This is a genomic window from Pseudomonas sp. TWI929 (assembly GCF_039673335.1).
In the GTDB taxonomy this organism is placed as follows: Bacteria; Pseudomonadota; Gammaproteobacteria; order Pseudomonadales; family Pseudomonadaceae; genus Aquipseudomonas.
Genome location: NZ_JBDJLK010000036.1, coordinates 19,190 through 40,628 on the forward strand (window position 1 = coordinate 19,190; position 21,439 = coordinate 40,628).

The following is a 21,439-nucleotide window of genomic DNA, read 5'->3' on the forward strand; positions in this document are numbered from 1 at the left end:
CGCCCATTTCTCTGATTGTGTCGCAATCAACGACAGGCGCTTGCATGCTCGATTTTATATCGGTATCGATATATTCTGTGTGTGAGCTCTTGGAGCCTGATCGTCGCCATGTATGCCAGAAAGGCGCTGCGGCATGACCACCACGCTGTTGAAGATGAGAGGCAGTAGGCGAGCACAGCGGCTGATTGGCACGACAGCTAAGGAGCATGCGGCATGTGGGACGGTCAGAAGCCTGTCGAATGGGTGGGTGGCAGCAAGGATGATGTACGCAGGTTTCCACCAGTAGCGAGGCAGCGGGCTGGGTACCAGCTGGATTTGATCCAGTCCGGTGAAGAACCTACAGACTGGAAGCCGATGGAGAATGTGGGGCAGGGTGTGCGGGAGATCCGCATCAAGTGTAAAGACGGTGCTTTCGCGTGTTCTATGTTGTGAACCGCCCGGAGGCTGTCTATGTCCTGCATGCATTCCGCAAGACAACTGAAAAGACGGATAAGCGCGATATTGATGTGGCGAAGGCCCGATTCAGGTCGCTGGACTGAGAGGTGATCAACAATGGCGAATGAACGCTCGGCATCGGTATGGGACGCGTTGGCTGATACGCCAGAAGAGGCCGACAACCTTCGGCTGCGATCGCAGCTGATGCGGATTTTGGTCAAGACGGTACGTGCCTGGGACCTACCTCAGAAGGATGCGGCGCGTCGGCTACATGTCACTCAGCCGCGCTTGAGTGAACTGTTGAATGGGAAGATAGACAAGTTCTCCCTGGATGCACTGGTTAACCTGCTGGCCAATGCCGATCTGGAAGTGGACTTCACGGTGAAGGAAAAGCTCGCCTGAGGCGATGGTTGTCTTCAATAACTTTCAAGCAACCAGGGCAATGGGGTACGTGCGGTCCATGTGGGTTACCCGCGAAGAATGCAACGCGGTGTATGGCACCGGCTGTGCCGGTGTTCGCGGGTAAACCCGCTCCCACAGGGGAAGCGCCCGGTGCTCGCCCATAAGATCCCACTTCATCTGATTTGTACCAAGATTTTTCATGAAATCCGCCCAGCACCCTTGAGCGAAGCAAAGTGGAAGTGAACAATGTTCTCTTTCGCATTCCCTTCGAGACTGGCCATGAAAACCCGTTCCCGTCTGCTTGCCTGGCTACCGGCTTTATTACTCGGCCCGGTGCTGGCGCTGTGCAGCACTGTTGCGCTGGCAGAAGCCCCCGCCGAGGCTACCAAGGCCCTGCACCTGCTGGACTACATTGGTGCCGACTACCCGCCGACCGTGCAGGACGGCAAGGTGATCGACGATGGCGAATACCGCGAGCAGCAGGAGTTCAGTACGGTGTTGGCCGAACTGGTCAAAGGCCTGCCTGCAAATACCGAGCAAGCGGCCCTGGAGCAGGGCATCCAGGCGTTGCGCCAGGCCATCGACCAGCGTCAGAACGGTCCGACCGTCGCCAAACAGGCCCGCCAACTGGGCGCACGCCTGGCCGTGGCCTACGAGGTCAGCCAGGCTCCGGTAATCACCCCGGACCCGGCCCGCGGCGCTTCGTTGTATGCGCAAAACTGCTCGATCTGCCACGGCGATACCGGTACCGGCGATGGTCCGGCAGGCGTCGGCCTGGAGCCAGCCCCGGCCAACCTGCGAGATGTCGCGCGCCTCGACCAGTTGAGCCTGTTCGACCTCTACAACACCCTGGCCCTGGGTATCGACGGTACCGAAATGCCTTCGTTTGCCGACCAGCTGGATGATCGCCAGCGCTGGGACGTGGCCGCCTACATCGCCAGCTTCACCGCCAAGCTGGAAGCCGGCAAAGGCGACAAGACCTGGAACATCGCCGACCTGGCCCGCCAGACCCCGGCCGAAGTCGCCGCCAATGAAGGCAATGCAGTCGTGGAGGCATTCCGCGCCCAGCGCGCCCAGCCGCCGCAGGTCAAGCGCGGCCCGGCGCAATTGCTCGAATACACCGCCAGTACCCTGGACAAGAGCCTGGCTGCCTACCGGGCAGGTGACCACGACCAGGCCTATGACCTGTCGGTGGCAGCCTACCTGGAAGGCTTCGAACTGGTGGAAAGCTCGCTGGATAACATCGATACCCTGGCGCGCAAGGACACCGAAAAATCGCTGATGGCCTACCGCCAATCCCTGCAGGATGGCTTGCCCTTGGCCCAGGCCGAGCAGCGCCTGAGCGAAGCCAAGGTCAAGCTTGAGCAAGCGGCAAAACTGCTGGGTAGCGATGGCCTGAGCTGGTCACTGAGTTTTATCTCTGGCCTGCTGATTCTGCTGCGCGAAGGCCTTGAAGCGATTCTGGTACTCGCTGCGATCCTGGCGTTCCTGCGCAATACCGGCCAGCAATCGGCCGTGCGTAGCGTCAACATCGGCTGGGCACTGGCGCTGGTCGCCGGCTTCGCCACCTGGGCCCTGGCGGCTTATGTGATCGACGTCGGCGGTGCCCAGCGTGAGCTGCTGGAAGGCTGCACGGCGCTGTTCGCCGCGGTGATGGTGCTGTGGCTTGGCGTGTGGATGCACGACCGTCGCCATGCCGCTGCGTGGAAAGACTACATCAAGAGCAGCCTGGTAAGCGGTGGTGGGCGCTTCGGCTTTGCCGTGCTGGCGTTCTTCTCGGTGTACCGCGAACTGTTCGAAGTGATCCTGTTCTACGAAACCCTGTGGCTGCAGGCAGGCCCTGCCGGGCACCAGGCGGTGCTGGCCGGTGGCGCCACGGCGCTGGTGCTGCTGGTGGGCCTGGCCTGGGTGATCCTGCGCGGTTCGGCCAAACTTCCGCTGGCGCTGTTCTTCAGCATCAACGCCGCGCTGCTGTGTGCGCTGTCGGTGGTGTTCGCCGGGCATGGCGTGAAGGCGTTGCAAGAGGCCGGGGTGCTGGGCACGCGGCCGGTGGCGTTCTTCGAGTTCGACTGGTTGGGGATACATGCTGACGCCTACTCGCTGTCGGCGCAGGCGGTGGCCTTGGCGGCCATCGTGTTCCTGTACGGGCGTTCGCGCCTGGCAGAGAAACGCAGGGCGGCGGCTAACTGATTGCCTGACAGGCCGGCGCGGACCCTGTGGGAGCGGCCTTGTGTCGCGAAAGGGCCGCAAGGCGGCCCCAGCAATTTATGCAGCGGTGCTGGAACAGTGGGGCCGCTCTGCGGCCCTATCGCGACACAAGGCCGCTCCCACACCGACGGAGGAGGCCATTCAGGCCGGCTGTGGCGCCTTGAGAATGTTCTGCAGCAGTTGGACACTTTCCACGGCGTCATGACCCAGGCTGGTCAGGTAGCCGCCATCAGGTTGATCGGTCAGCCCCTTCTCATGCAGGCGTTGCGCAGCGGCGATCAGGGCCGGGGCGGCGGTGCTGGTTATCTTGATGCCTTCCTGGCTGCTGTCGTGTTTGAACAGCGCGAGTACTTCCAGTTCGTCGATCAGATCGGGGGTAAAAGGCATGGCGACTCCTGACTTCCAGACAAGGATGACGGCACCGTTCTACGGTGCCTGATCTTCGAGTGTAGCCGGGTTATTCGTCCTCGCCTTGATCCATCTCAGGCGGCAGTTCTGGCAGCGCCCTCAGGGCGTTCTCGTACCACTCGCGGTCGAACTCGCGGTCTTCTTTCAGCATGTTGTCAACCTCGAAGGCCAGCACATGGGCCATCAGGTTGAGAATGTCGTCACGCTCATAGCCGACCAAGGTCAGTTTATTGAAAGTGGCCTTGGCCGCGGCCGGATCGCCGCTTTCAATCTGGTTCTCGATGGCCTGGGTCAGCGTTGCCTCGGCGAAGGCTTCGTCGTCGTTGTCGATGTCGGTGGGCTCGCTCATGGCGCTACTCCTATGATGGGACGCACAGTGTGCCACGCCTGTAGCGGCAATGCCCGGGCATTGACGGGGTGCATGACGCTGGTCAGTGGCAAGCGATGGGTCTATAAAAGCCAGGCCAACCCCTTACGGCCTGGAGGCTGTTACCTCATGCTCAAGCTTCATGGATTCTCGGTAAGCAACTACTACAACATGGTCAAGCTGGCCCTGCTGGAAAAAGGCCTGCCCTTCGAGGAAGTCACCTTCTATGGCGGCCAGGCGCCACAGGCACTGGAAGTGAGCCCGCGGGGCAAGGTGCCAGTGCTTGAAACCGAACACGGTTTCCTCAGCGAAACCAGCGTGATCCTCGACTACATCGAACAGACCCAGGGCGGCAAGGCGCTGCTGCCGGCCGACCCGTTCGGCCAGGCCAAGGTGCGTGAGCTGCTCAAGGAAATCGAGCTGTACATCGAACTGCCGGCACGTACCTGCTACGCCGAGTCGTTCTTTGGCATGTCGGTGGAGCCGCTGGTCAAGGAAAAGGCCCGTGCCGACCTGTTGGCCGGGTTTGCCACGCTTAAGCGCAACGGGCGTTTCGCACCTTATGTGGCGGGTGAGCAGCTGACGCTGGCAGACCTGATGTTTTGCTTCTCGGTCGACCTGGCCTATGCCGTAGGCAAGAAGGTGCTGAACATCGATTTCCTGGCGGACTTCCCGCAGGCCAAGGCGTTGCTGCAGCGGATGGGCGAGAACCCGCACATGGCGCGGATCGTGGCGGACAAGGAGGCGGCGATGCCGGCCTTCATGGAGATGATTCGTAGCGGCAAGCGCTAAAAGGCTGGGGCCGCAAAGCGGCCCCAGGTTTTGATCAGCGCGAAGCCAGCAGGCTCTTGCCACGAACAACGGCCGCACGCACCTGCGCCGGCGCGGTACCACCAATGTGGTTACGCGCATTCACCGAGCCTTCCAGGGTCAGCACGGCAAACACGTCCTGCTCGATCTGGTCGCTGAACTGGCGCAGTTCGTCCAGGCTCATCTCGGCCAGGTCCTTGCCAGTGTCCACGCCATACTTCACCGCGTGGCCAACGATTTCGTGGCAGTCACGGAACGGCAGACCACGGCGTACCAGGTAGTCGGCCAGGTCAGTGGCGGTGGAGAAGCCACGCAGGGCCGCTTCACGCATGATGGCGTGCTTGGGCTTGATCGCCGGGATCATGTCGGCAAAGGCACGCAGCGAGTCGCGCAGGGTGTCGGCGGCGTCGAACAGCGGCTCTTTGTCTTCCTGGTTGTCCTTGTTGTAGGCCAGTGGCTGGCCTTTCATCAGGGTCAGCAGGCCGGTCAGGGCACCGAACACACGGCCGCTCTTGCCACGTACCAGCTCTGGCACGTCGGGGTTCTTTTTCTGCGGCATGATCGAGCTGCCGGTGCAGAAGCGGTCGGGCAGGTCGATGAACTGGAACTGCGCACTGGTCCACAGCACCAGCTCTTCGGAGAAGCGCGACAGGTGCATCATCGCCACGCTGGCAGCCGCGCAGAATTCGATGGCGAAGTCGCGGTCCGACACGCCGTCCAGCGAGTTGCCGGCCACGGCTTCGAAGCCCAGCAGCTTGCAGGTGAGCTCGCGGTCGATCGGGTATGTGGTGCCGGCCAGCGCGGCGCTGCCCAGCGGCATGCGGTTGGCACGCTTGCGGCAGTCGACCAGGCGCTCGTAGTCGCGGCTGAGCATTTCGAACCAGGCCAGCAGGTGGTGGCCGAAGGTGACCGGCTGGGCCGTCTGCAGGTGGGTGAAGCCGGGCATGATGGTTTCGGCTTCACGCTCGGCCTGCTCCAGCAGGCCCTGCTGCAGGCGGGTGATTTCGGCCAGGATCAGGTCGATCTCGTCGCGCAGCCACAGGCGGATGTCAGTGGCCACCTGGTCGTTGCGGCTACGACCGGTGTGCAGCTTCTTGCCGGTGATGCCGATGCGGTCGGTCAGGCGTGCTTCGATATTCATGTGCACGTCTTCGAGGTCGACGCGCCAGTCGAAGTTGCCGGCCTCGATCTCGCCCTGGATGGTCTTCAGGCCATCGATGATGGTGTCGCGCTCGGCATCGCTGAGCACGCCGACCTGCGCCAGCATGGTGGCATGGGCGATCGAACCCATGATGTCGTGGCGGTACAGGCGCTTGTCGAAGTCGACCGAGGCGGTGAAACGGGCGACGAAGGCGTCGACGGGCTCACTGAAGCGGCCGCCCCAGGACTGATTGGTCTTGTCGGTGCTCATGGATTCACTCATTGCAGGCGTGAACGAAAAAGTGGCGCCGATGATAGCAGGGTTGGGCTGGCCGCCGCAGGGCGCTGGTCGAGAGAAATGCCGGGAAAACGGCAGAGAAGGATTTTAAGGAATGAACGGCAGTGTTCCACGGAGCGTCTACAGTTGGACAGAGGACTGGCAGTGAATCTGCCGGCCGAGTGAATCTTTGGCCATCGCACCGGTCTAGAGCGTGACCGCAGTGTCGCTCGAACCACACCTGTCTACGCTATACCTGTGCGAGACTCATTCAGGAATCCAGCGCAATTATGAATGTCCTGATCGTTGATGACGAACCCCAAGGCCGTGAGCGCCTAAGCCGAATGCTCGGCGAACTGGAGGGTTACACCGTGCTGGAGCCCAGTGCTACCAACGGCGAGGAGGCCTTGGCACTGATCGAAAGCCTCAAGCCCGATGTGGTCCTGCTGGACATCGGCATGCCAGGCCTGGATGGCCTGCAGGTCGCCGCTCGCCTGTGCGAACGCGAGGCGCCGCCGGCGGTGGTGTTTTGCACCGGGGATGATGAATACGGTGCAGAGGCTTTCAAGGACAGCACCCTCAGCCATGTGACCAAACCCTTCCAGGCCCAGGCGCTGCGCGATGCACTGCGCAAGGCCGAAAAACCCAACCGCGCCCAGTTGGCGGCGCTCACCCGGCCGGCCAACGAAGGTGGCGGCCCACGCAGCCACATCAGTGCCCGCACGCGCAAAGGCATCGAGCTGATCCCTTTACCCCAGGTGATCTATTTCATTGCCGACCACAAATACGTGACCTTGCGTCACGAGGCCGGGGAAGTGCTACTCGACGAGCCGCTCAAGGCCCTGGAAGATGAGTTTGGCGAACGCTTCGTGCGTATCCACCGCAACGCGCTGGTCGCCCGCGAACGGATCGAACGCCTGCAGCGCACCCCGTTGGGGCACTTTCAGCTGTACCTGAAGGGCCTGGACGGTGATGCCCTGACGGTCAGCCGGCGCCATGTGGCCGGCGTGCGCAAGATGATGCAAACCCTCTGATACAGCGCTCGCATGGCAAGGGCTGCGCCCTTGTTCGCGGCTAAAGCCGCTCCCACAGGTACGTGCCGCTCTGAAGGCAGTGATGAACCTGTGGGAGCGGCTTTAGCCGCGAAGGGGCCCTCAGCTGATCCACATCTGCAAGCGATACCAGTGATGCTGTTATCATCGACAGCATTTCTCTGGATCGGGGCGTTCCATGTCCACTCGCGAAATCCGCATTGCCACCCGTAAAAGTGCCTTGGCCCTGTGGCAGGCCGAATACGTCAAAGCCCGCCTTGAGCAGGCGCACCCCGGTCTGCTGGTGACCCTGGTGCCCATGGTCAGCCGTGGTGACAAGCTGCTCGATGCGCCGCTGGCGAAAATCGGCGGCAAGGGCCTGTTCGTCAAGGAACTGGAAACCGCCCTGCTGGACAACGAAGCCGACATCGCCGTGCATTCGATGAAGGACGTGCCCATGGACTTCCCCGAGGGCCTGGGCCTGTACTGCATCTGCGAGCGCGAAGACCCGCGTGATGCCTTTGTGTCCAATACCTTTGCCAGCCTCGAAGCGCTGCCTGCCGGCAGCATCGTCGGCACCTCCAGCCTGCGCCGCCAGGCACAGTTGCTGGCGCGCCGCCCGGACCTGCAAATCCGCTTCCTGCGTGGCAACGTCAACACCCGCCTGGCCAAGCTGGATGCTGGCGAGTACGACGCCATCATCCTCGCCGCCGCCGGCCTGATCCGCCTGGGCTTCGAAGACCGTATCACCTCCACCATCAGCGTCGATGACAGCCTGCCGGCTGGCGGCCAGGGCGCGGTGGGCATCGAGTGCCGCAGCGCCGACCAGGAAATCCACGCGCTGCTGGCGCCGCTGCACCATGCCGATACCGCCGACCGGGTGGTTGCCGAACGTGCCCTGAATAAACGCCTGAATGGCGGCTGCCAGGTGCCGATTGCCTGCTACGCGGTGCTCGAAGGTGACCAGCTGTGGCTCCGTGGCCTGGTTGGCCAGCCTAGCGGCGGTACCCTGCTGGTGGCCGATGCCCGCGCGCCCCGCGCTGCAGCCGAGGCCCTGGGCGTACAGGTGGCCGAGGACCTGCTGGGCCAAGGCGCCGAGGCCATCCTCAAGGAAGTTTACGGCGAGGCCGGCCACCCGTGAGCCGATGGCGCCTGTTGCTGACCCGGCCTGCCGAGGACTGCGCAGCGCTGGCGCAAAGCCTGGCGGCAGCGGGAGTGGGCAGCAGTTGCCTGCCACTGCTGGCGATCGAGCCCGTTACCGTGGAGGCCTGGCAGCGGCTTTTGCTGGAAGGCCTGCATGGCTTCCAGGCGATCATCGTGGTCAGCAAACCAGCCGCCAGGTTGTTACTTGATCAACTTGCCCAGGCCGGCCTGCAGCCACCCCGGCAAGGCTGGTTCACCGTAGGCGAGGCCACTGCTGCAGTGCTGCAGGAGGCAGGCCTGGAGGTGAGCTTCCCGCCGCGCGGCGATGACAGCGAAGCCTTGCTGGCGCTGCCGGCCCTGCGCCAGGCACTTGCCGTGCCCACACCACGTATATTGATCGTGCGCGGCGTCGGAGGTCGCGAACTGCTGGCAGAGCGTCTTGCAGAGCAAGGTGCTAGTGTCGAATATCTGGAACTGTATCGTCGCTGCCTGCCGGCTTACCCGGCGGGCACCCTGATGCGCCGCATCGAAGCGGAACGCCTCAATGGCCTGGTGGTCAGCAGTGGGCAGGGTCTTGAACACTTGCAGCAGATGGCCGGCGCCGATTGGCCGCAGCTGGCCCTTCTGCCGCTGTTCGTGCCCAGCCCGCGGGTTGCTGAACAGGCCAGGGCCGCCGGGGCCCAACAGGTTGTGGATTGCCGTGGCGCCAGTGCCACGGCCTTGCTGGCAGCCGTGCAGCGTAGCGCTGCACCTGCCTCTTAAGGCGCTAAGCTGAACGCGATGCGCCCCCATGCAAAGGATGGATACGTGAGCGAGACTGTCTTGTCCAATAACGATCAGCCGTCGGCACAGGCGCCGGCGGAACCCGTTACCGCCCCACCTGCCAAGCGCTCCGGCAGTGGCCTGGCAGCGCTGGCCTTGCTGCTTGGCGCAGCCGGGGTGGCGGTAGGCGGCTGGGGTGTCTGGCAGGTGCGGCAACTGCAAGGCAGCGAGTTCAACCAGGGCCAGCGCATCGAGGCGCTGAACCAGCGCGCCGAAGCCCTGCAACAGCGTGAGCAGCAGATCAGCGCGCAACTGGCCAGCCTGCCGGCGGCCAGCGAACTGGAAGACCGGCGCCGCCTGGTGGCGCAACTGCAAGGCGACCAGCAGCGCCTCAGCCAGCGCCTGGAAACCGTGCTGGGCGAGAGCCGCAAGGAATGGCGCCTGGCTGAAGCCGAGCACCTGCTGCGCCTGGCCACCCTGCGCCTGTCAGCACTGCAGGACATCACCAGTGCCAAGGCGCTGGTCGAGGGGGCCGACGAAATCCTGCGCGAGCAGAGCGACCCGGGCGCCTTCGCCGCCCGCGAGCAACTGGCACGCAGCCTGGCCACGCTCAACAGCACCCAGCAACCGGACCGTACTGGCCTGTTCCTCAAATTGGCCGCACAGCGCGAACTGGTGCAGCAGCTCAGTGCCCAGTCGCCCGAGTTCGCCAGCAATGCCGATGCCCTCGGCGCCCTGACCACCGACGGTGATGGTGCCAGCCGGCTGTCACAGTGGTGGGCAGAGATCTCCAAGTACTTCCAGATCGACTTCAACGCCGATGACAATGTGCGGCCGCTGCTGGCCGGGCAGCAACTGAATCAGCTGCGCCTGGCCCTGGCCCTGACCATCGAGCAGGCCCAGTGGGCGGCGCTCAACGGCGATGCCAAGGTCTACACCCAGGCGCTGGATGACGCCCGCAGCGTACTGCTGGCCAACTTCAATGCCGACAACCCGCAAAGCAAGGCCATGCTCGACAGCCTCAATGCCCTGGCCGATCAGCCGGTGTCGGTGGTTACCCCCGACCTCAGCGAAAGCCTGGCCGCGGTGCAGGCGTACATCCAGCGCCGTCACCTGCCGGCCGAGGCTGAAGGGGGCAAGCCATGAAACGTGTCTACCTGCTGGCCGTGCTGGCGATCGTGGTCGCCGCGGCACTGGGTATCGCGGTCGCCAAGCACAGCGGCTACGTGCTGATCTCCTATGGTGGCTTCCGTTACCAGTCGGGGCTATGGGCGGCCCTGGCCGGCTTGCTGGCGGTCATCGTGCTGTTGTGGCTGGTGCGCTACCTGGTTGGCCTGGTGCTGACCTCCAGCGGCGTGGTCAACCCGTGGTCACGGCGTAACCGCAGCCGGCGCATTCGCCTGGCCATCGAGCAGGGTCAGTTGGACCTCGCCGAGGGGCGTTGGGCCAGTGCCCAACGCCACTTGCACCGCGCCGCCGAAGCCGAGCGCCAGCCGCTGCTGTACTACCTCGGTGCCGCGCGTGCCGCCAATGAGCAAGGCCGTATTGAAGACAGCGACAACCTGCTGGAGCGTGCTCTGGAGCGACAGCCGCAAGCGGAACTGGCCATCGCCCTGACCCATGCGCAATTGCAGATGGACCGTGGCGAAAGCGATGGTGCCCTGGAAACCCTGCTGGCCATGCAGGAGCGCCACCCGCACAACAGCCAGGTATTGCGCCTGCTGCAGCGCCTGCACCTGGAGCGCGGCGACTGGTCGGCGCTGATCCGCCTGCTGCCAGACCTGCGCAAGGGCAAGGTGCTGCCGGCTGCCGAGCTGGCTGCCTTGGAGCAACGTGCCTGGGGCCAGAACCTGAGCCTGGCCACCACCCGTGGCGAGGACGCGCAAAGTGCCCGTCAGGCCCTGGAGCGCGCTTGGCAGCAGTTGACCGCAGCCCAGCGCCAAGAGCCACAACTGGTGCTGGCCTATGCCGAGCAACTGCGCCAGGTGGGTGCCCAGAGTGAGGCCGAGCAAGTGCTGCGCACCGCCCTCAAACGTGACTACGAAAGCCACCTGGCCCGCCTGTACGGCCTGGTACGCGGTGATGACCCGGCGCGCCAACTGCAAACCGCCGAAGGTTGGCTCAAGGCCCACCCGCAAGACGCCAGCCTATTGCTGACCCTGGGCCGCCTGAGCCTGCAGAACCGCCTGTGGGGCAAGGCGCGTGACTACCTGGAAAGCAGCCTGCGCATGGAGCGCAACCCCGAGGCCTGTGCCGAGCTGGCCCGCCTGCTGGCTGGCCTTGGCGAGACCGAGCGCAGCAACCAGCTGTTCCAGGAGGGCCTCGGCTTGCTGGACGAGCGCCTGCTGGCGCTGCCTTTGCCAGAAGGCGTGCGCGCCTGACCTACCCCAGGGCCCGCGCCGAGGTGCGGGCTTTGGGGGCGGGTAACTTGTCTATCGATGTAAGTTAGATCTGCAGTCCGCTTCTTCAGACGTTTCCTACCGCACGGCTGGAAATTTCCTTCACGATTCAGCGACTTGTCATTGCTGTCGTGCCTTGAAACATGACGCGTCTTTCCTCTACCGTTTCAAGCCACGTCATCATCCCCGGGACCTTCACCGCCCATGCTGCCGGCCTGTCTGCGCACCTTTTTCCTTCCCGCCTGCCTGGCCGCACTGGCCGTCCTGGCTGGGTCTTTTCACCTGGAAAACGCCTTGGGGCTGGTGCCTTGCCCGTTGTGCTTCAGCCAGCGGCTGTTGCTTGCCGTGTACGCGTTGCTGAGCCTGGCGGCAGTGGTGCAGGCACCAGGCATGCCGGGCATTCGCCGCTATGCGCGGGCGACGCTGGGCTGTTCGCTGGCTGGGGCGTTGCTGGCCGCACGGCATGTCTGGCTGCAAGGGGCTGCTGGGGGCATCCATGTCTGCCCTGTGCCGATCGGGCGTGTATTCGAGCAGTCCTGGGGCGAGGCGGCGCGGCAACTGTTGCTCGGCGGCCCGGATTGCAACTCGCTGACCTGGAGCTTTCTTGACCTGACGCTGCCTGAATGGAGCCTGCTGGCCTTCCTGCTGTTGGCGGCGCTGCCCTTGAGCTACCTGCTGGCGTATCGTTTCCGCACACTGGCAAGAAGTTGACCTGGAACAACGCTGGGCCATTAGTGCGACCAGTGGCGAAGTAACAAGGTATTAAACACTTGTATGAACTTTGTACGCTGAGTACCTTGAAGGGCAGCACGCACGGGAATAATCTCCCAGCACGCATACCGAAAATACAACTGCTCGATGCCGTACTGCTGATGTCACCTTTGTGCTGCGCGGTCGTGGTGCGAGGTGCAGCGGCATCTACCCAGAAGGGAAGAAATCGCCATGCTCGATAGTTGTCAGAACGCCCAGGAACGCTGGGGTGGGGTTCACGATCTGATCGACCGTTGGCTGAAGGAGCGCCAGGAACTGGTGCAGGCTTTCCGCGCGCTGCGCGATGTGAAGCTGGCCTTTGCCGACAAAGACACGAACGGGGATTTTTGCGGCCTGCTTGTCGACTACTGTTCGGCGTGGCATTTCGAGGTCTGCGAGCAGTTGGTCAGTGAGGCCAAGGCTTTCGATGACGAGAAAGCGTTGAAACTGGCCGAAGAGATCAACCCGCGGATCAACGACATTACCCAGATCGCCCTGGCCTTCAATGATCATTGCGCGAAAGGCGAGTGCAAGGACACCGAACGCTTCGCCGAAAAGCTGGCCAAGCTGGGCGGCTTGCTGCACGAGCGCTTCGAACTGGAAGACTGCCTGATCGAAGTGCTGCACAACGCGCACAAGGAAGAGGGCGCGGTCGAGGCCTGAGGGTTGGCGTCAGTCGCCAACCGCCAGCAGTTCGATCTCGAATACCAAGGGTGTATAGGGGGCGATCAGGTCGCCCGCACCCTCGGCGCCATAGGCTTGCGCTGAGGGAATCACCAGGCGCCATTTGGCGCCAGCGTGCATCAGTGGCAAGGCCACCTGCCAACCTTCGATCACCGAGTCCAGGCTGAACCACTGCGGCGTCTGGTTCTGGTCGAACACCGAACCATCCGGCAACCTGCCCACGTAGCGCACCTGCACCTTGCCGCCGGCTTTCGGTTGCGCGCCCGTGCCTGCTTGCAGTTCGCTGTAGAGCACGCCTTCCGGTAATTCATGCACCCCATAGCGCCCGCGCTCATTGGCCATGAAACGTTTTTCGGCCGCCTGCTGTTTCTGCGTCTCGGCATCGCCCTCGTGTGCCTCATGCTGCTGCAGCACGGCCTGCATGCGCGCCTTGTCCAGCTTCAGGGGCTGCCCTTGGTAGGACTGGCGCAAGCCTTCGATCAGCGCGTCGAGTTGCAGGCCCGGCATGTCCTGGCGCAGCCGCTCACCCAGGCTGGCGCCGAGGCTGTAGGCGAGGTCGTGTTCATCACTGTCGGCCAGGGCGAGGGGGGCCAAAAGGCATAAGCCTAAAACAAGAAATCGAGGCATGGTCAGTTCCTGCGCCAATGAGCGTGGAAGTATGCCAGCGTTCAATACTTGTATTTGCCTTTTCGCGCCCTTTTGTGGGAGCGGCCTTGTGTCGCGATAGGGCTGCAGGGCAGCCCCGCGATTTTTACGGCGACGCTGAAATTCGGGGGGCGCTGCGCGGTCCTTTCGCGACACAAGGCCGCACCCACAAGGCGATAGCGGCGTACAGATAATTGCCAAATATCAGCAATGATTTATTCAGCAACTACACTTGCACGGAGCTGCAAGATAACAACTTTGCCCAGGCATGCAACGCGGCGTAAATATTACTGTCAACATGCCCTAGCGGCGGTAGCAGCAGAAGCATAGTATGAGCCGCAATCTCGTCAGCCAGGAGGTAAACCATGTCGGCCAAAAAGAAGCCAGTAAGTACGCCGTTACACCTGCTCCAACAACTTTCGGGTAGCCTGCTCGAACACTTGGAAGATGCCTGCTCGCAAGCGCTGGCTGATGCGGAGAAACTGCTGGCCAAGTTGGAAAAGCAGCGTGGCAAGGCCCAGGAAAAACTGCACAACGGTCGCCTGAAACTGCAGGACGCGGCCAAGGCAGGCAAAGCCAAGGCGCAGACCAAGGCGCAAAAAGCCATTGGCGAACTGGAAGAACTGCTCGATTCGCTCAAGGAACGTCAAACCCAGACCCGCTCTTATATTCAGCAACTCAAGCGCGATGCCCAGGACAGCCTCAAGCTGGCCCAAGGCGTAGGCAAGGTTCGCGAAGCCGCAGCCAAAGCCCTTGATCTGCGTGCTGCCAAGAAACCGGCTGCCGCCAAACCCGCTACCAAACCTGCTGCCCGAACCACCGCTGCGGCCAAACCAGCCGCCAGAGCTACTGCTGCCAAACCTGCGGCCAAACCAGCGGCCAAGGCCACTGCTGCTGCCAAGCCTGCGGCCAAACCAGCCGCCAAAGCCGCTGTTGCTGCCAAATCTGCGGCCAAGCCAGCTACCAGGGCCACTGCTGCTGCCAAACCTGCGGCCAAGCCGGCCGCCAAAGCCGCTGCTGCTGCCAAACCTGCAGCCAAGCCAGCTAGCAGGGCCACTGCTGCGGCCAAACCTGCGGCCAAGCCGGCTGCCAAGGCCACTGCTGCAGCCAAGCCTGCCGCGAAACCTGCTGCCAAGCCAGCGGCGGCCAAAGCGCCAGCCAAAGCTGCTGCGGCCAAGCCAGCTGCGAAACCAGCTGCCGCAAAAGCGCCAGCCCGTCGGGCCACCAAACCCGCCGCAGCCAAACCCGCCGTCAGCAAGCCAGCCGAAAGCAAGCCGGCTACACTTGCCGTCAGCACCCCGGCCGCTGCGACCAACCCGGCAGCTTCGGTAGCACCTTCGGCACCCGTCAGCACCCCGGCTCAGGCACCGTCTTCGGCGTCCTGAAGCGCTGCCGCCGCAACGCGCAACTGATCCAGCGCGTCGTGGTGTCGGGCCTGGTCCGGCGCCAGTCGGGCCAGCCAGTCGTCCGTGGGCTCACAGGAGCCCGCGGGCCACTGCAGCGCACGGTCCTGCAAGCGTTGCAGCAAGGCCTTCTCGGCCTGTAACTCCAACCCCTTCACGTGTTCACGCAGCGCCGCCAGCTGCGCATCATCCTGCGCTGCCGCTCGCCACTGTTGGCGCAGGCCGCGTAACGGCGTAACGACTTCACGCTGCCAGGGCTCGGCAACTTCGCGCAGTGCCTGCGCACGTTCGGCCAGTACGCCCACGCCACGCATTTGCAGCCAGGTTGCGCACAGCAGCAGGCAGACGTCGCCACCCTGCGCCTGCAGCTCAAGGCAGGCCGCTTCCACGCCGGGCCTGGCATACAGGGCCAGGGCGTGATTCCACAGGTCGGTGTGCATGGTTCCACTCGCGCTATGGGCCGAGGAAGCTGGTAGACTCCGCGACCATCATGATCAGACTATCCAACCTCACTTTACAGCGTGGTCCGCAGCGCTTGCTAGAAGGCGCCGAGATGACCCTGCACGCCGGTCACAAGGCCGGCCTGATTGGCGCCAACGGTGCCGGAAAATCCAGCCTGTTCGCCTTGCTGCGCGGTGAGCTGTCGCCCGATGCCGGCGACTGCCAACTGCCTGGTGACTGGCGCATCGCCCACATGCGCCAGGAGGTCGATACCCTCGACCGCCTGGCCGTGGACTATGTGCTCGACGGCGATGCGCGCCTGCGCAAGGTCCAGGCCGAACTGGCCGCCGCCGAACAGGCCCACGACGGCACCGCCCTGGCACGCCTGCACAGTGAGCTGGAAAGCGCCGACGGCTATACCGCCGACGCCCGTGCGCGCAAGTTGCTGGCCGGCCTGGGCTTCACCAACGAGCAGATGGACCGCCGCGTCGGCGACTTCTCCGGTGGCTGGCGGATGCGCCTGAACCTGGCCCAGGCCCTGATGTGCCCGTCCGACCTGCTGCTGCTCGACGAGCCCACCAACCACCTGGACCTGGATGCCATCCTGTGGCTGGAGGACTGGCTCAAGGGCTACCCCGGCACGTTGTTGCTGATCTCCCACGACCGCGACTTCCTCGATGCCGTGGTCGACCATGTGCTGCATGTCGAGCAGCGTAAGCTGAACCTGTACAAGGGCGGCTACACCGCCTTCGAACGCACCCGTGCCGAGCGCCTGGCGCAGCAGCAGCAGGCCTACGAGAAGCAGCAGGCGCAGCGCGCGCACATGGAAAAGTACATCGCCCGCTTCAAGGCCCAGGCCACCAAGGCCCGCCAGGCGCAGAGCCGGATCAAGGCCCTGGAGCGCATGGAAGAGCTGTCGGCGGCGCATGTCGATTCGCCGTTCGACTTCGTCTTCCGCGAATCGCAGAAAATCTCCAGCCCATTGCTGAGCATGTCCGAAGGCCGCTTGGGTTATGGCGACAAAGCCATCCTCGACAAGGTCAAGTTGCAGCTCACCCCGGGTGCGCGCATTGGCCTGCTCGGCCCTAACGGTGCCGGCAAGTCGACCCTGATCAAGAACCTCGCCGGTGAACTGGAGCCGCTGTCGGGCCGCCTGGTGCGTGGCGAAAACCTGGCCGTTGGCTACTTCGCCCAGCACCAGCTGGACTCGCTGGACGACAAGGCCAGCCCGCTGCTGCACCTGCAGCGCATTGCCCCCACCGAGCGTGAGCAGACTTTGCGCGACTTCCTCGGCGGTTTCGACTTCCATGGCGCCCGTACTGACGAACCGGTGGTGAACTTCTCCGGTGGCGAAAAGGCCCGCCTGGCGTTGGCGCTGATCGCCTGGGAGCGGCCGAACCTGCTGCTGCTCGACGAACCGACCAACCACCTGGACCTGGAAATGCGCCTGGCGCTGACCATGGCCCTGCAGGAGTTTGCCGGTGCCGTGGTAGTGGTATCCCACGACCGCCACCTGCTCAAGAGCACTACCGACGACTTCCTGCTGGTGGCCGACGGCAAGGTCGAAACCTTCGATGGCGACCTGGACGACTACAGCCGCTGGCTGGTCGAGTTCCGCCAGCGCAGTGCACCGGCCAGTACTGCCCCGGTCAACCCGGACAAGACCGACAAGAAAGCCCAGCGCCAGGCTGCTGCAGCCCTGCGTCAGCAACTGGCCCCGCACAAGAAGGCCGCCGACAAGCTGGAAACCGAGCTTAACCAGGTGCACGCGCAGCTGGCCGAGATCGAGACCGCGCTGGGTGACGGTGGCCTTTACGAAGCCGCTCGCAAGGACGAATTGCGTGACCTGCTGGCGCGCCAGACCAAGCTCAAGCAACGTGAAGGCGAGCTGGAAGAGGCCTGGATGGAAGCGCTGGAAACCCTGGAAAGCATGCAGGCCGAGCTCGAGGCGCTGTCCTGATGGAGGAACTGCGCTCGCTGCTGCCAGGGCAATGGATGGATACCTTCTGGCTGGGCTTGCAGATCCTCTTGATCCTGGTAGCGGCGTTCGTCCTGCAGCGTATCATCGCCCGCGGGCTAAGCCGCCTGGGCCAGCGTTACCCGTTGCCGCCGGAGCTGCTGGTACCGGTGCGCGGTGGCCTGCGCTGGCTGATCATGGGCAGTGCGCTGCTGTTTGTGCTGGAGCGCCTGGGCGTATCGGCGACTGTGTTGTGGACGGCGCTGTCCGGCTTTGTCGCGGTGGCGGCGGTGGCGTTCTTCGCCATGTGGAGCGTGCTGTCCAACCTGCTGTGCGCGGTGCTGATCTTCACGGTCGGGCCGTTTCGCATCGGTGACGTGGTTGAACTGGTCGACACCCTGGATAAACCGGGAGTGAAAGGCCGAGTGATCGCTATCAACCTGCTGTTCACCACCCTGCTGGAACTGCCCGAGGCGGGCGGGGCGCTGGTGCAGGTGCCGAACAGTCAGTTCTTCCAGAAGTCGGTGCGGCGCTGGCGCGGGGCTGAGGTGCAGGCCATGCACAAAGAGGCGTCTGCCGAGGCTGACTGATTCAGCCTGTATTGGCCTCTTCGCGGGCATGCCCGCTCCCACAGGATCTGAAACCCGCACCGTATCTGTGGGAGCGGGCGCGCCCGCGAAGCGGCCGGTACAGGCAGAAAAATACCTTAAAATCTTCTGGTTATTTTTTCACCAACACCTTAGCTTAACGTTTTGCAACATGTGTTCGAGCGAGGTGTGTGATGTCGATGGAAGTATGGTTGGGCTTCTTTGCCGCCTGTTGGGTGATCAGCCTTTCACCCGGTGCCGGGGCGATTGCCTCGATGTCCAGCGGCCTGCAATACGGCTTCTGGCGTGGTTACTGGAACGCTCTGGGCCTGCAACTGGGCCTGATCCTGCAGATCGCCATCATTGCCGCAGGCGTCGGTGCCGTGCTGGCTGCCTCGGCCACGGCCTTCCAGTTCATCAAATGGTTCGGCGTTGCCTACCTCGTCTACCTGGCCTACAAGCAGTGGCGCGCCTTGCCCATGGACATGACCGATGAGTCCGGCGTGCGCCCGATCGGCAAACCGCTGAGCCTGGTGTTCCGTGGCTTCCTGGTCAACGTCAGCAACCCCAAGGCGCTGGTGTTCATGCTGGCGGTGCTGCCGCAGTTCATCAACCCCCATGCGCCGCTGCTGCCGCAGTATGTGGCGATCACCGTGACCATGGTCAGCGTGGACCTGCTGGTGATGGCGGGGTATACCGGGTTGGCTTCGCGGGTACTGCGCATGCTGCGTACGCCCAAGCAGCAGAAACGTTTGAACCGCACCTTTGCCGGGTTGTTCATTGGTGCGGCTACCTTCCTGGCTACCCTGCGCCGGGCGCCAATCTGATAGACCACGTTCAGGCCATTCGCGGGCAAGCCCGCGAATGGGCCAACTCTATTTCTGCTTATCCACCAACCCTTTGAGCAAATCCACCGGCAACGGGAAGACAATGGTCGAGCTCTTGTCCCCGGCAATCGTCCCCAGCGTCTGCATGTAGCGCAACTGCATCGCCCCCGGCTCCTTGCTCAACATCTGCGCCGCCTGCATCAGCTTCTCCGACGCCTGCAACTCACCCTCGGCATGGATTACCTTGGCCCGCCGTTCACGTTCGGCCTCGGCCTGGCGGGCGATGGCGCGCACCATCGACTCATTGAGGTCGACGTGCTTGATCTCGACGTTGGCCACCTTGATACCCCAGGCATCGGTCTGCGCATCCAGCACCTGGCGGATGTCCAGGTTCAACTGCTCGCGCTCTGCCAAGAGCTCATCCAGTTCGTGCTTGCCCAGCACCGCGCGTAGCGTGGTCTGGGCCAACTGGCTGGTCGCCACGAGGAAGTCCTCGACCTGGATGATCGCCTTCTGTGGATCGAGCACGCGGAAGTAGACCACGGCGTTGACCTTGACCGAGACGTTGTCGCGAGTGATCACATCCTGCGGCGGCACATCCAGCACCACGGTACGCAGATCAACCCGGACCATTTGCTGGATCACCGGGATCAGCAGGATCAAACCCGGCCCCTTGACCTGCCAGAAGCGCCCCAGCTGGAACACCACGCCGCGTTCGTATTCGCGCAGGATGCGAAATGCCGACAGCAACAGCATCGCCAGCACGATCAGAACAGCACCGAAACCCACTTGCATGAACATGGTCATTCTCCTTGCGCCGCAGGCGCGGCGGCGCTTACTTCCAGCATGACGCCATGGCGTGCGGTTACCCGCACGCTCTGGCCTGCTTGCAGTGGCGTTGCGCACTGCACTTGCCATTGCTCGCCCTGGGCCAGCACCACGCCACAGTACGGGTCGCCTGCCGTTACCTGGGTGACGGTGACCAGGCTGCCGACCAGGCCGGCGTCACCGCTGACCAGCGCCCGTCGACGGGCCTTGAGGGCCATGCCCAGTACTCCCCCGATCAGCAATGCCGAGAGCACCGCCAGGGTGCCGATCAAGGACAGCGGGATGCCGAAGCCGGGGGCGTCGGTGTCGATCAGGATCAGCGCACCGACCACGAAGGCGACGATGCCGCCAAAGCCCACCACACCGAAACTGGGCAGGAACGCTTCGGCAATCATGAAGGCGATGCCGAGCAGGATCAGCGCCACGCCGGCGAAGCTCACCGGCAACAGCTGCAGGGCATACAGCGCCAACAACAGGCATATCCCGCCGACCACACCGCCGACCGTAGAACCGGGGTTCATGAATTCGAACAGCAGGCCGTATACGCCGATCATGATCAGGATCAGTGCCACGCTGGGGTTGGTGATCACCGCCAGCACCCGGGTGCGCCAGTCTGGCAGGTGTTCGACCAGGCTGGCGCCAACGGTTTGCAGCTGGCGGGCCTGGCCAGCGACAGTGATAGTTTTGCCATCGAGTTTGCGCAGCAGGTCGGGCAGGTCATCGGCTACCAGGTCAATCACGTTCAGCCGCAAGGCCTCGCTGGCAGGCAGGCTGACCGCTTCGCGCACGGCTTTCTCCGCCCAGTCGGCATTGCGCCCGCGCAGCTGCGCCAGGCCACGGATGTAGGCCGCCGCGTCGTTGACCTGCTTGCGTGTAAGGGCTTCCTCATCGCTGCCTTTGGCCTTGTCGTCCTTGGGTGTGCCTGGTGGGCCGCCGATCTGCACCGGCGTGGCGGCACCCAGGTTGGTCCCAGGCGCCATCGCCGCGACATGGCTGGCGTAGAGAATATAAGTGCCGGCGCTGGCAGCGCGGGCACCGCTGGGGGCGACATAGCTGGCGACCGGCACGGGGCTGGCAAGAATCGCCTTGATCATCTGGCGCATGGCGCTGTCCAGCCCGCCTGGGGTGTCCATGCGTATAACCACCAGTTGCGCGCCCTGCGCCTGGGCCTGGCTGAGGCTGCGCACCAGGTAGTCGGCACTGGCCGGGCCAATCGCGTCATCGATGCCCAGCACCCACACCGAACCGGGCGCTGCCTGGCCGCCGGGCGTGATGCCAAGCAGCAACAGCAGCAACAGCCAGCGCCAGCAGCGGGCGATCACCTGTCGTCACCTCGTTTGCCTCTACTGCACAAGTTTAGCCCTGCCTGCCGCTGGCAGGCCTAAAATTGGAGATTGGGGGGGCAAACCGGAGGTGCATCATGCGTATGGCAAAGACCCTGCAGGATCGCCTGGACAAGGCCAACTGCGATTACGACATCATTCCCCATCCACATTCGGCCACCAGCCTGGAGTCGGCCCGCACGGCCGGCGTGCCCGCCGAGCGGGTCGCCAAGTCGGTGATGCTCGATGACCGTCATGGCAACTACATCATGGCCGTGCTACCGGCCAACCGGCATCTGGACATGACCAAGGTACGCATGTCCGGGGCCTGGCAACTGACCCGTGAAAGCGGCCTGCCGAGCCTGTTCGGCGACTGCGAGCGCGGTGCCGTGCCAGCGCTTGGCGATGCCTACCAGATAAAAATGCTGCTCGACCCGACCCTTACCCGCCAAGGTGATGTCTACCTGGAGGCGGGTGACCACGATCACTTGATCCACATGAGTATGGAGCAGTACATGAAACTGGTACCGCACGCCGAAGTGCGCGAGCTGTGCTGATGTTTTCACACCAATGCCAGGCGGGCGTCGTGGACGGCTTGCCTGGCGCTCAGGAG

22 protein-coding genes and 1 pseudogene are annotated in these 21,439 nt (G+C 63.6%); 16 read left to right on the top strand and 7 right to left on the bottom strand.

Features of this window, described 5'->3' with window-relative positions; genetic code table 11:
* The first annotated feature begins 213 nt into the window (after positions 1-213).
* The 3 genes and pseudogenes from ABE456_RS15980 (at position 214) to ABE456_RS15990 (ending at position 3,027) form a co-directional block, all read left to right on the top strand.
* Positions 214-539: pseudogene (locus tag ABE456_RS15980) on the top strand (type II toxin-antitoxin system RelE/ParE family toxin).
* 13 nt (positions 540-552) lie between these two features.
* Positions 553-837 (top strand): XRE family transcriptional regulator, encoded by a 285-nt coding sequence (locus ABE456_RS15985; protein ID WP_003260206.1) that lies wholly within the window; start codon positions 553-555, stop codon positions 835-837.
* A 246-nt stretch (positions 838-1,083) separates the two neighbouring features.
* Positions 1,084-3,027, top strand: a complete 1,944-nt coding sequence (locus tag ABE456_RS15990; protein ID WP_346644778.1) for a cytochrome c/FTR1 family iron permease — start codon at positions 1,084-1,086, stop codon at positions 3,025-3,027.
* A 159-nt stretch (positions 3,028-3,186) separates the two neighbouring features.
* Here the strand turns inward: ABE456_RS15990 and ABE456_RS15995 are convergent, their stop codons facing one another.
* On the bottom strand, positions 3,187-3,432 hold the full coding sequence (locus tag ABE456_RS15995; RefSeq protein ID WP_016714401.1) for a TIGR02647 family protein: 246 nt from the start codon (positions 3,430-3,432) through the stop codon (positions 3,187-3,189).
* Positions 3,433-3,502: 70 nt separating this feature from the next.
* Positions 3,503-3,802 carry a hypothetical protein gene (locus ABE456_RS16000; RefSeq protein WP_346644779.1) on the bottom strand — a complete coding sequence of 100 codons (300 nt, stop codon included), beginning with the start codon at positions 3,800-3,802 and terminating at the stop codon, positions 3,503-3,505.
* Between the two features lie 147 nt (positions 3,803-3,949).
* On the opposite strand from ABE456_RS16000, the gene ABE456_RS16005 reads away from it, so the two are divergent.
* Complete coding sequence (locus ABE456_RS16005; protein WP_346644780.1) at positions 3,950-4,612, top strand: glutathione S-transferase; 663 nt, start codon at positions 3,950-3,952, stop codon at positions 4,610-4,612.
* Between the two features lie 34 nt (positions 4,613-4,646).
* Here the strand turns inward: ABE456_RS16005 and argH are convergent, their stop codons facing one another.
* Positions 4,647-6,041 (bottom strand): argininosuccinate lyase, encoded by a 1,395-nt coding sequence (gene argH, locus ABE456_RS16010; protein ID WP_346644781.1) that lies wholly within the window; start codon positions 6,039-6,041, stop codon positions 4,647-4,649.
* A 296-nt stretch (positions 6,042-6,337) separates the two neighbouring features.
* Here argH and ABE456_RS16015 point away from each other — a divergent pair, with 296 nt between their 5' ends.
* From ABE456_RS16015 to ABE456_RS16045, 7 genes are all read left to right on the top strand, one after another.
* Positions 6,338-7,081: a LytTR family DNA-binding domain-containing protein gene (locus tag ABE456_RS16015; RefSeq protein WP_346644782.1), complete on the top strand. Its 744-nt coding sequence runs from the start codon at positions 6,338-6,340 to the stop codon at positions 7,079-7,081.
* A 196-nt stretch (positions 7,082-7,277) separates the two neighbouring features.
* A complete protein-coding gene (gene hemC / locus ABE456_RS16020; protein WP_346644783.1) occupies positions 7,278-8,219 on the top strand; it encodes a hydroxymethylbilane synthase in 942 nt (313 codons plus the stop codon).
* The gene (locus ABE456_RS16025; protein WP_346644784.1) at positions 8,216-8,983 is read left to right on the top strand and encodes a uroporphyrinogen-III synthase; all 768 of its coding nucleotides are present in this window, start codon (positions 8,216-8,218) and stop codon (positions 8,981-8,983) included. Before hemC ends, ABE456_RS16025 begins: the two co-directional genes overlap by 4 nt.
* 45 nt (positions 8,984-9,028) lie before the next feature.
* The gene (locus ABE456_RS16030; protein ID WP_346644785.1) at positions 9,029-10,129 is read left to right on the top strand and encodes a uroporphyrinogen-III C-methyltransferase; all 1,101 of its coding nucleotides are present in this window, start codon (positions 9,029-9,031) and stop codon (positions 10,127-10,129) included.
* A complete protein-coding gene (locus ABE456_RS16035; protein ID WP_346644786.1) occupies positions 10,126-11,364 on the top strand; it encodes a heme biosynthesis protein HemY in 1,239 nt (412 codons plus the stop codon). Before ABE456_RS16030 ends, ABE456_RS16035 begins: the two co-directional genes overlap by 4 nt.
* A 222-nt stretch (positions 11,365-11,586) precedes the next feature.
* Complete coding sequence (locus tag ABE456_RS16040; RefSeq protein ID WP_346644787.1) at positions 11,587-12,093, top strand: disulfide bond formation protein B; 507 nt, start codon at positions 11,587-11,589, stop codon at positions 12,091-12,093.
* Between the two features lie 231 nt (positions 12,094-12,324).
* Entirely contained in the window at positions 12,325-12,795 is a 471-nt protein-coding gene (locus ABE456_RS16045; protein ID WP_051099032.1) for an Rsd/AlgQ family anti-sigma factor, read from the top strand.
* Between the two features lie 9 nt (positions 12,796-12,804).
* On the opposite strand, the gene ABE456_RS16050 is transcribed toward ABE456_RS16045, so the two are convergent.
* Positions 12,805-13,443: an FKBP-type peptidyl-prolyl cis-trans isomerase gene (locus ABE456_RS16050; protein ID WP_346644788.1), complete on the bottom strand. Its 639-nt coding sequence runs from the start codon at positions 13,441-13,443 to the stop codon at positions 12,805-12,807.
* 383 nt (positions 13,444-13,826) lie between these two features.
* Between ABE456_RS16050 and ABE456_RS16055 the strand changes: the two genes are divergently transcribed.
* Positions 13,827-14,846 carry an AlgP family protein gene (locus ABE456_RS16055; protein WP_346644789.1) on the top strand — a complete coding sequence of 340 codons (1,020 nt, stop codon included), beginning with the start codon at positions 13,827-13,829 and terminating at the stop codon, positions 14,844-14,846.
* Here ABE456_RS16055 and ABE456_RS16060 read toward each other — a convergent pair.
* A complete protein-coding gene (locus ABE456_RS16060) occupies positions 14,822-15,304 on the bottom strand; it encodes a TIGR02444 family protein (protein ID WP_346644790.1) in 483 nt (160 codons plus the stop codon). The genes ABE456_RS16055 and ABE456_RS16060 overlap by 25 nt on opposite strands.
* Positions 15,305-15,354: 50 nt before the next feature.
* On the opposite strand from ABE456_RS16060, the gene ABE456_RS16065 reads away from it, so the two are divergent.
* The 3 genes from ABE456_RS16065 to ABE456_RS16075 all read left to right on the top strand — a co-directional run bounded on the left by ABE456_RS16065 (position 15,355) and on the right by ABE456_RS16075 (position 18,676).
* On the top strand, positions 15,355-17,265 hold the full coding sequence (locus ABE456_RS16065; RefSeq protein WP_346644791.1) for an ATP-binding cassette domain-containing protein: 1,911 nt from the start codon (positions 15,355-15,357) through the stop codon (positions 17,263-17,265).
* Positions 17,265-17,852, top strand: a complete 588-nt coding sequence (locus ABE456_RS16070) for a mechanosensitive ion channel family protein (protein ID WP_346644792.1) — start codon at positions 17,265-17,267, stop codon at positions 17,850-17,852. Before ABE456_RS16065 ends, ABE456_RS16070 begins: the two co-directional genes overlap by 1 nt.
* A 191-nt stretch (positions 17,853-18,043) precedes the next feature.
* Positions 18,044-18,676: a LysE family transporter gene (locus tag ABE456_RS16075; RefSeq protein ID WP_346644793.1), complete on the top strand. Its 633-nt coding sequence runs from the start codon at positions 18,044-18,046 to the stop codon at positions 18,674-18,676.
* 48 nt (positions 18,677-18,724) lie between these two features.
* Here ABE456_RS16075 and ABE456_RS16080 read toward each other — a convergent pair whose 3' ends face one another.
* Positions 18,725-19,477, bottom strand: a complete 753-nt coding sequence (locus ABE456_RS16080) for a slipin family protein (protein ID WP_346644794.1) — start codon at positions 19,475-19,477, stop codon at positions 18,725-18,727.
* A gap of 2 nt (positions 19,478-19,479) precedes the next feature.
* Positions 19,480-20,826 (bottom strand): nodulation protein NfeD, encoded by a 1,347-nt coding sequence (locus ABE456_RS16085; RefSeq protein WP_346644795.1) that lies wholly within the window; start codon positions 20,824-20,826, stop codon positions 19,480-19,482.
* 98 nt (positions 20,827-20,924) lie between these two features.
* Here ABE456_RS16085 and ABE456_RS16090 point away from each other — a divergent pair, with 98 nt between their 5' ends.
* Entirely contained in the window at positions 20,925-21,383 is a 459-nt protein-coding gene (locus ABE456_RS16090; RefSeq protein ID WP_346644796.1) for a YbaK/EbsC family protein, read from the top strand.
* Positions 21,384-21,439 lie beyond the last annotated feature (56 nt).

Excerpts from the sequence above, each read along its gene's own strand:
- ABE456_RS15985 (WP_003260206.1), top strand. The coding sequence starts at position 553 with ATGGCGAATGAACGCTCGGCATCGGTATGGGACGCGTTGGCTGATACG.
- ABE456_RS15990 (WP_346644778.1), top strand. The coding sequence starts at position 1,084 with ATGTTCTCTTTCGCATTCCCTTCGAGACTGGCCATGAAAACCCGTTCC.
- ABE456_RS15995 (WP_016714401.1), bottom strand. The coding sequence starts at position 3,432 with ATGCCTTTTACCCCCGATCTGATCGACGAACTGGAAGTACTCGCGCTG.
- ABE456_RS16000 (WP_346644779.1), bottom strand. The coding sequence starts at position 3,802 with ATGAGCGAGCCCACCGACATCGACAACGACGACGAAGCCTTCGCCGAG.
- ABE456_RS16005 (WP_346644780.1), top strand. The coding sequence starts at position 3,950 with ATGCTCAAGCTTCATGGATTCTCGGTAAGCAACTACTACAACATGGTC.
- argH (WP_346644781.1), bottom strand. The coding sequence starts at position 6,041 with ATGAGCACCGACAAGACCAATCAGTCCTGGGGCGGCCGCTTCAGTGAG.
- ABE456_RS16015 (WP_346644782.1), top strand. The coding sequence starts at position 6,338 with ATGAATGTCCTGATCGTTGATGACGAACCCCAAGGCCGTGAGCGCCTA.
- hemC (WP_346644783.1), top strand. The coding sequence starts at position 7,278 with ATGTCCACTCGCGAAATCCGCATTGCCACCCGTAAAAGTGCCTTGGCC.
- ABE456_RS16035 (WP_346644786.1), top strand. The coding sequence starts at position 10,126 with ATGAAACGTGTCTACCTGCTGGCCGTGCTGGCGATCGTGGTCGCCGCG.
- ABE456_RS16040 (WP_346644787.1), top strand. The coding sequence starts at position 11,587 with ATGCTGCCGGCCTGTCTGCGCACCTTTTTCCTTCCCGCCTGCCTGGCC.
- ABE456_RS16045 (WP_051099032.1), top strand. The coding sequence starts at position 12,325 with ATGCTCGATAGTTGTCAGAACGCCCAGGAACGCTGGGGTGGGGTTCAC.
- ABE456_RS16050 (WP_346644788.1), bottom strand. The coding sequence starts at position 13,443 with ATGCCTCGATTTCTTGTTTTAGGCTTATGCCTTTTGGCCCCCCTCGCC.
- ABE456_RS16055 (WP_346644789.1), top strand. The coding sequence starts at position 13,827 with ATGTCGGCCAAAAAGAAGCCAGTAAGTACGCCGTTACACCTGCTCCAA.
- ABE456_RS16060 (WP_346644790.1), bottom strand. The coding sequence starts at position 15,304 with ATGCACACCGACCTGTGGAATCACGCCCTGGCCCTGTATGCCAGGCCC.
- ABE456_RS16065 (WP_346644791.1), top strand. The coding sequence starts at position 15,355 with ATGATCAGACTATCCAACCTCACTTTACAGCGTGGTCCGCAGCGCTTG.
- ABE456_RS16070 (WP_346644792.1), top strand. The coding sequence starts at position 17,265 with ATGGAGGAACTGCGCTCGCTGCTGCCAGGGCAATGGATGGATACCTTC.
- ABE456_RS16075 (WP_346644793.1), top strand. The coding sequence starts at position 18,044 with ATGTCGATGGAAGTATGGTTGGGCTTCTTTGCCGCCTGTTGGGTGATC.
- ABE456_RS16080 (WP_346644794.1), bottom strand. The coding sequence starts at position 19,477 with ATGTTCATGCAAGTGGGTTTCGGTGCTGTTCTGATCGTGCTGGCGATG.
- ABE456_RS16090 (WP_346644796.1), top strand. The coding sequence starts at position 20,925 with ATGCGTATGGCAAAGACCCTGCAGGATCGCCTGGACAAGGCCAACTGC.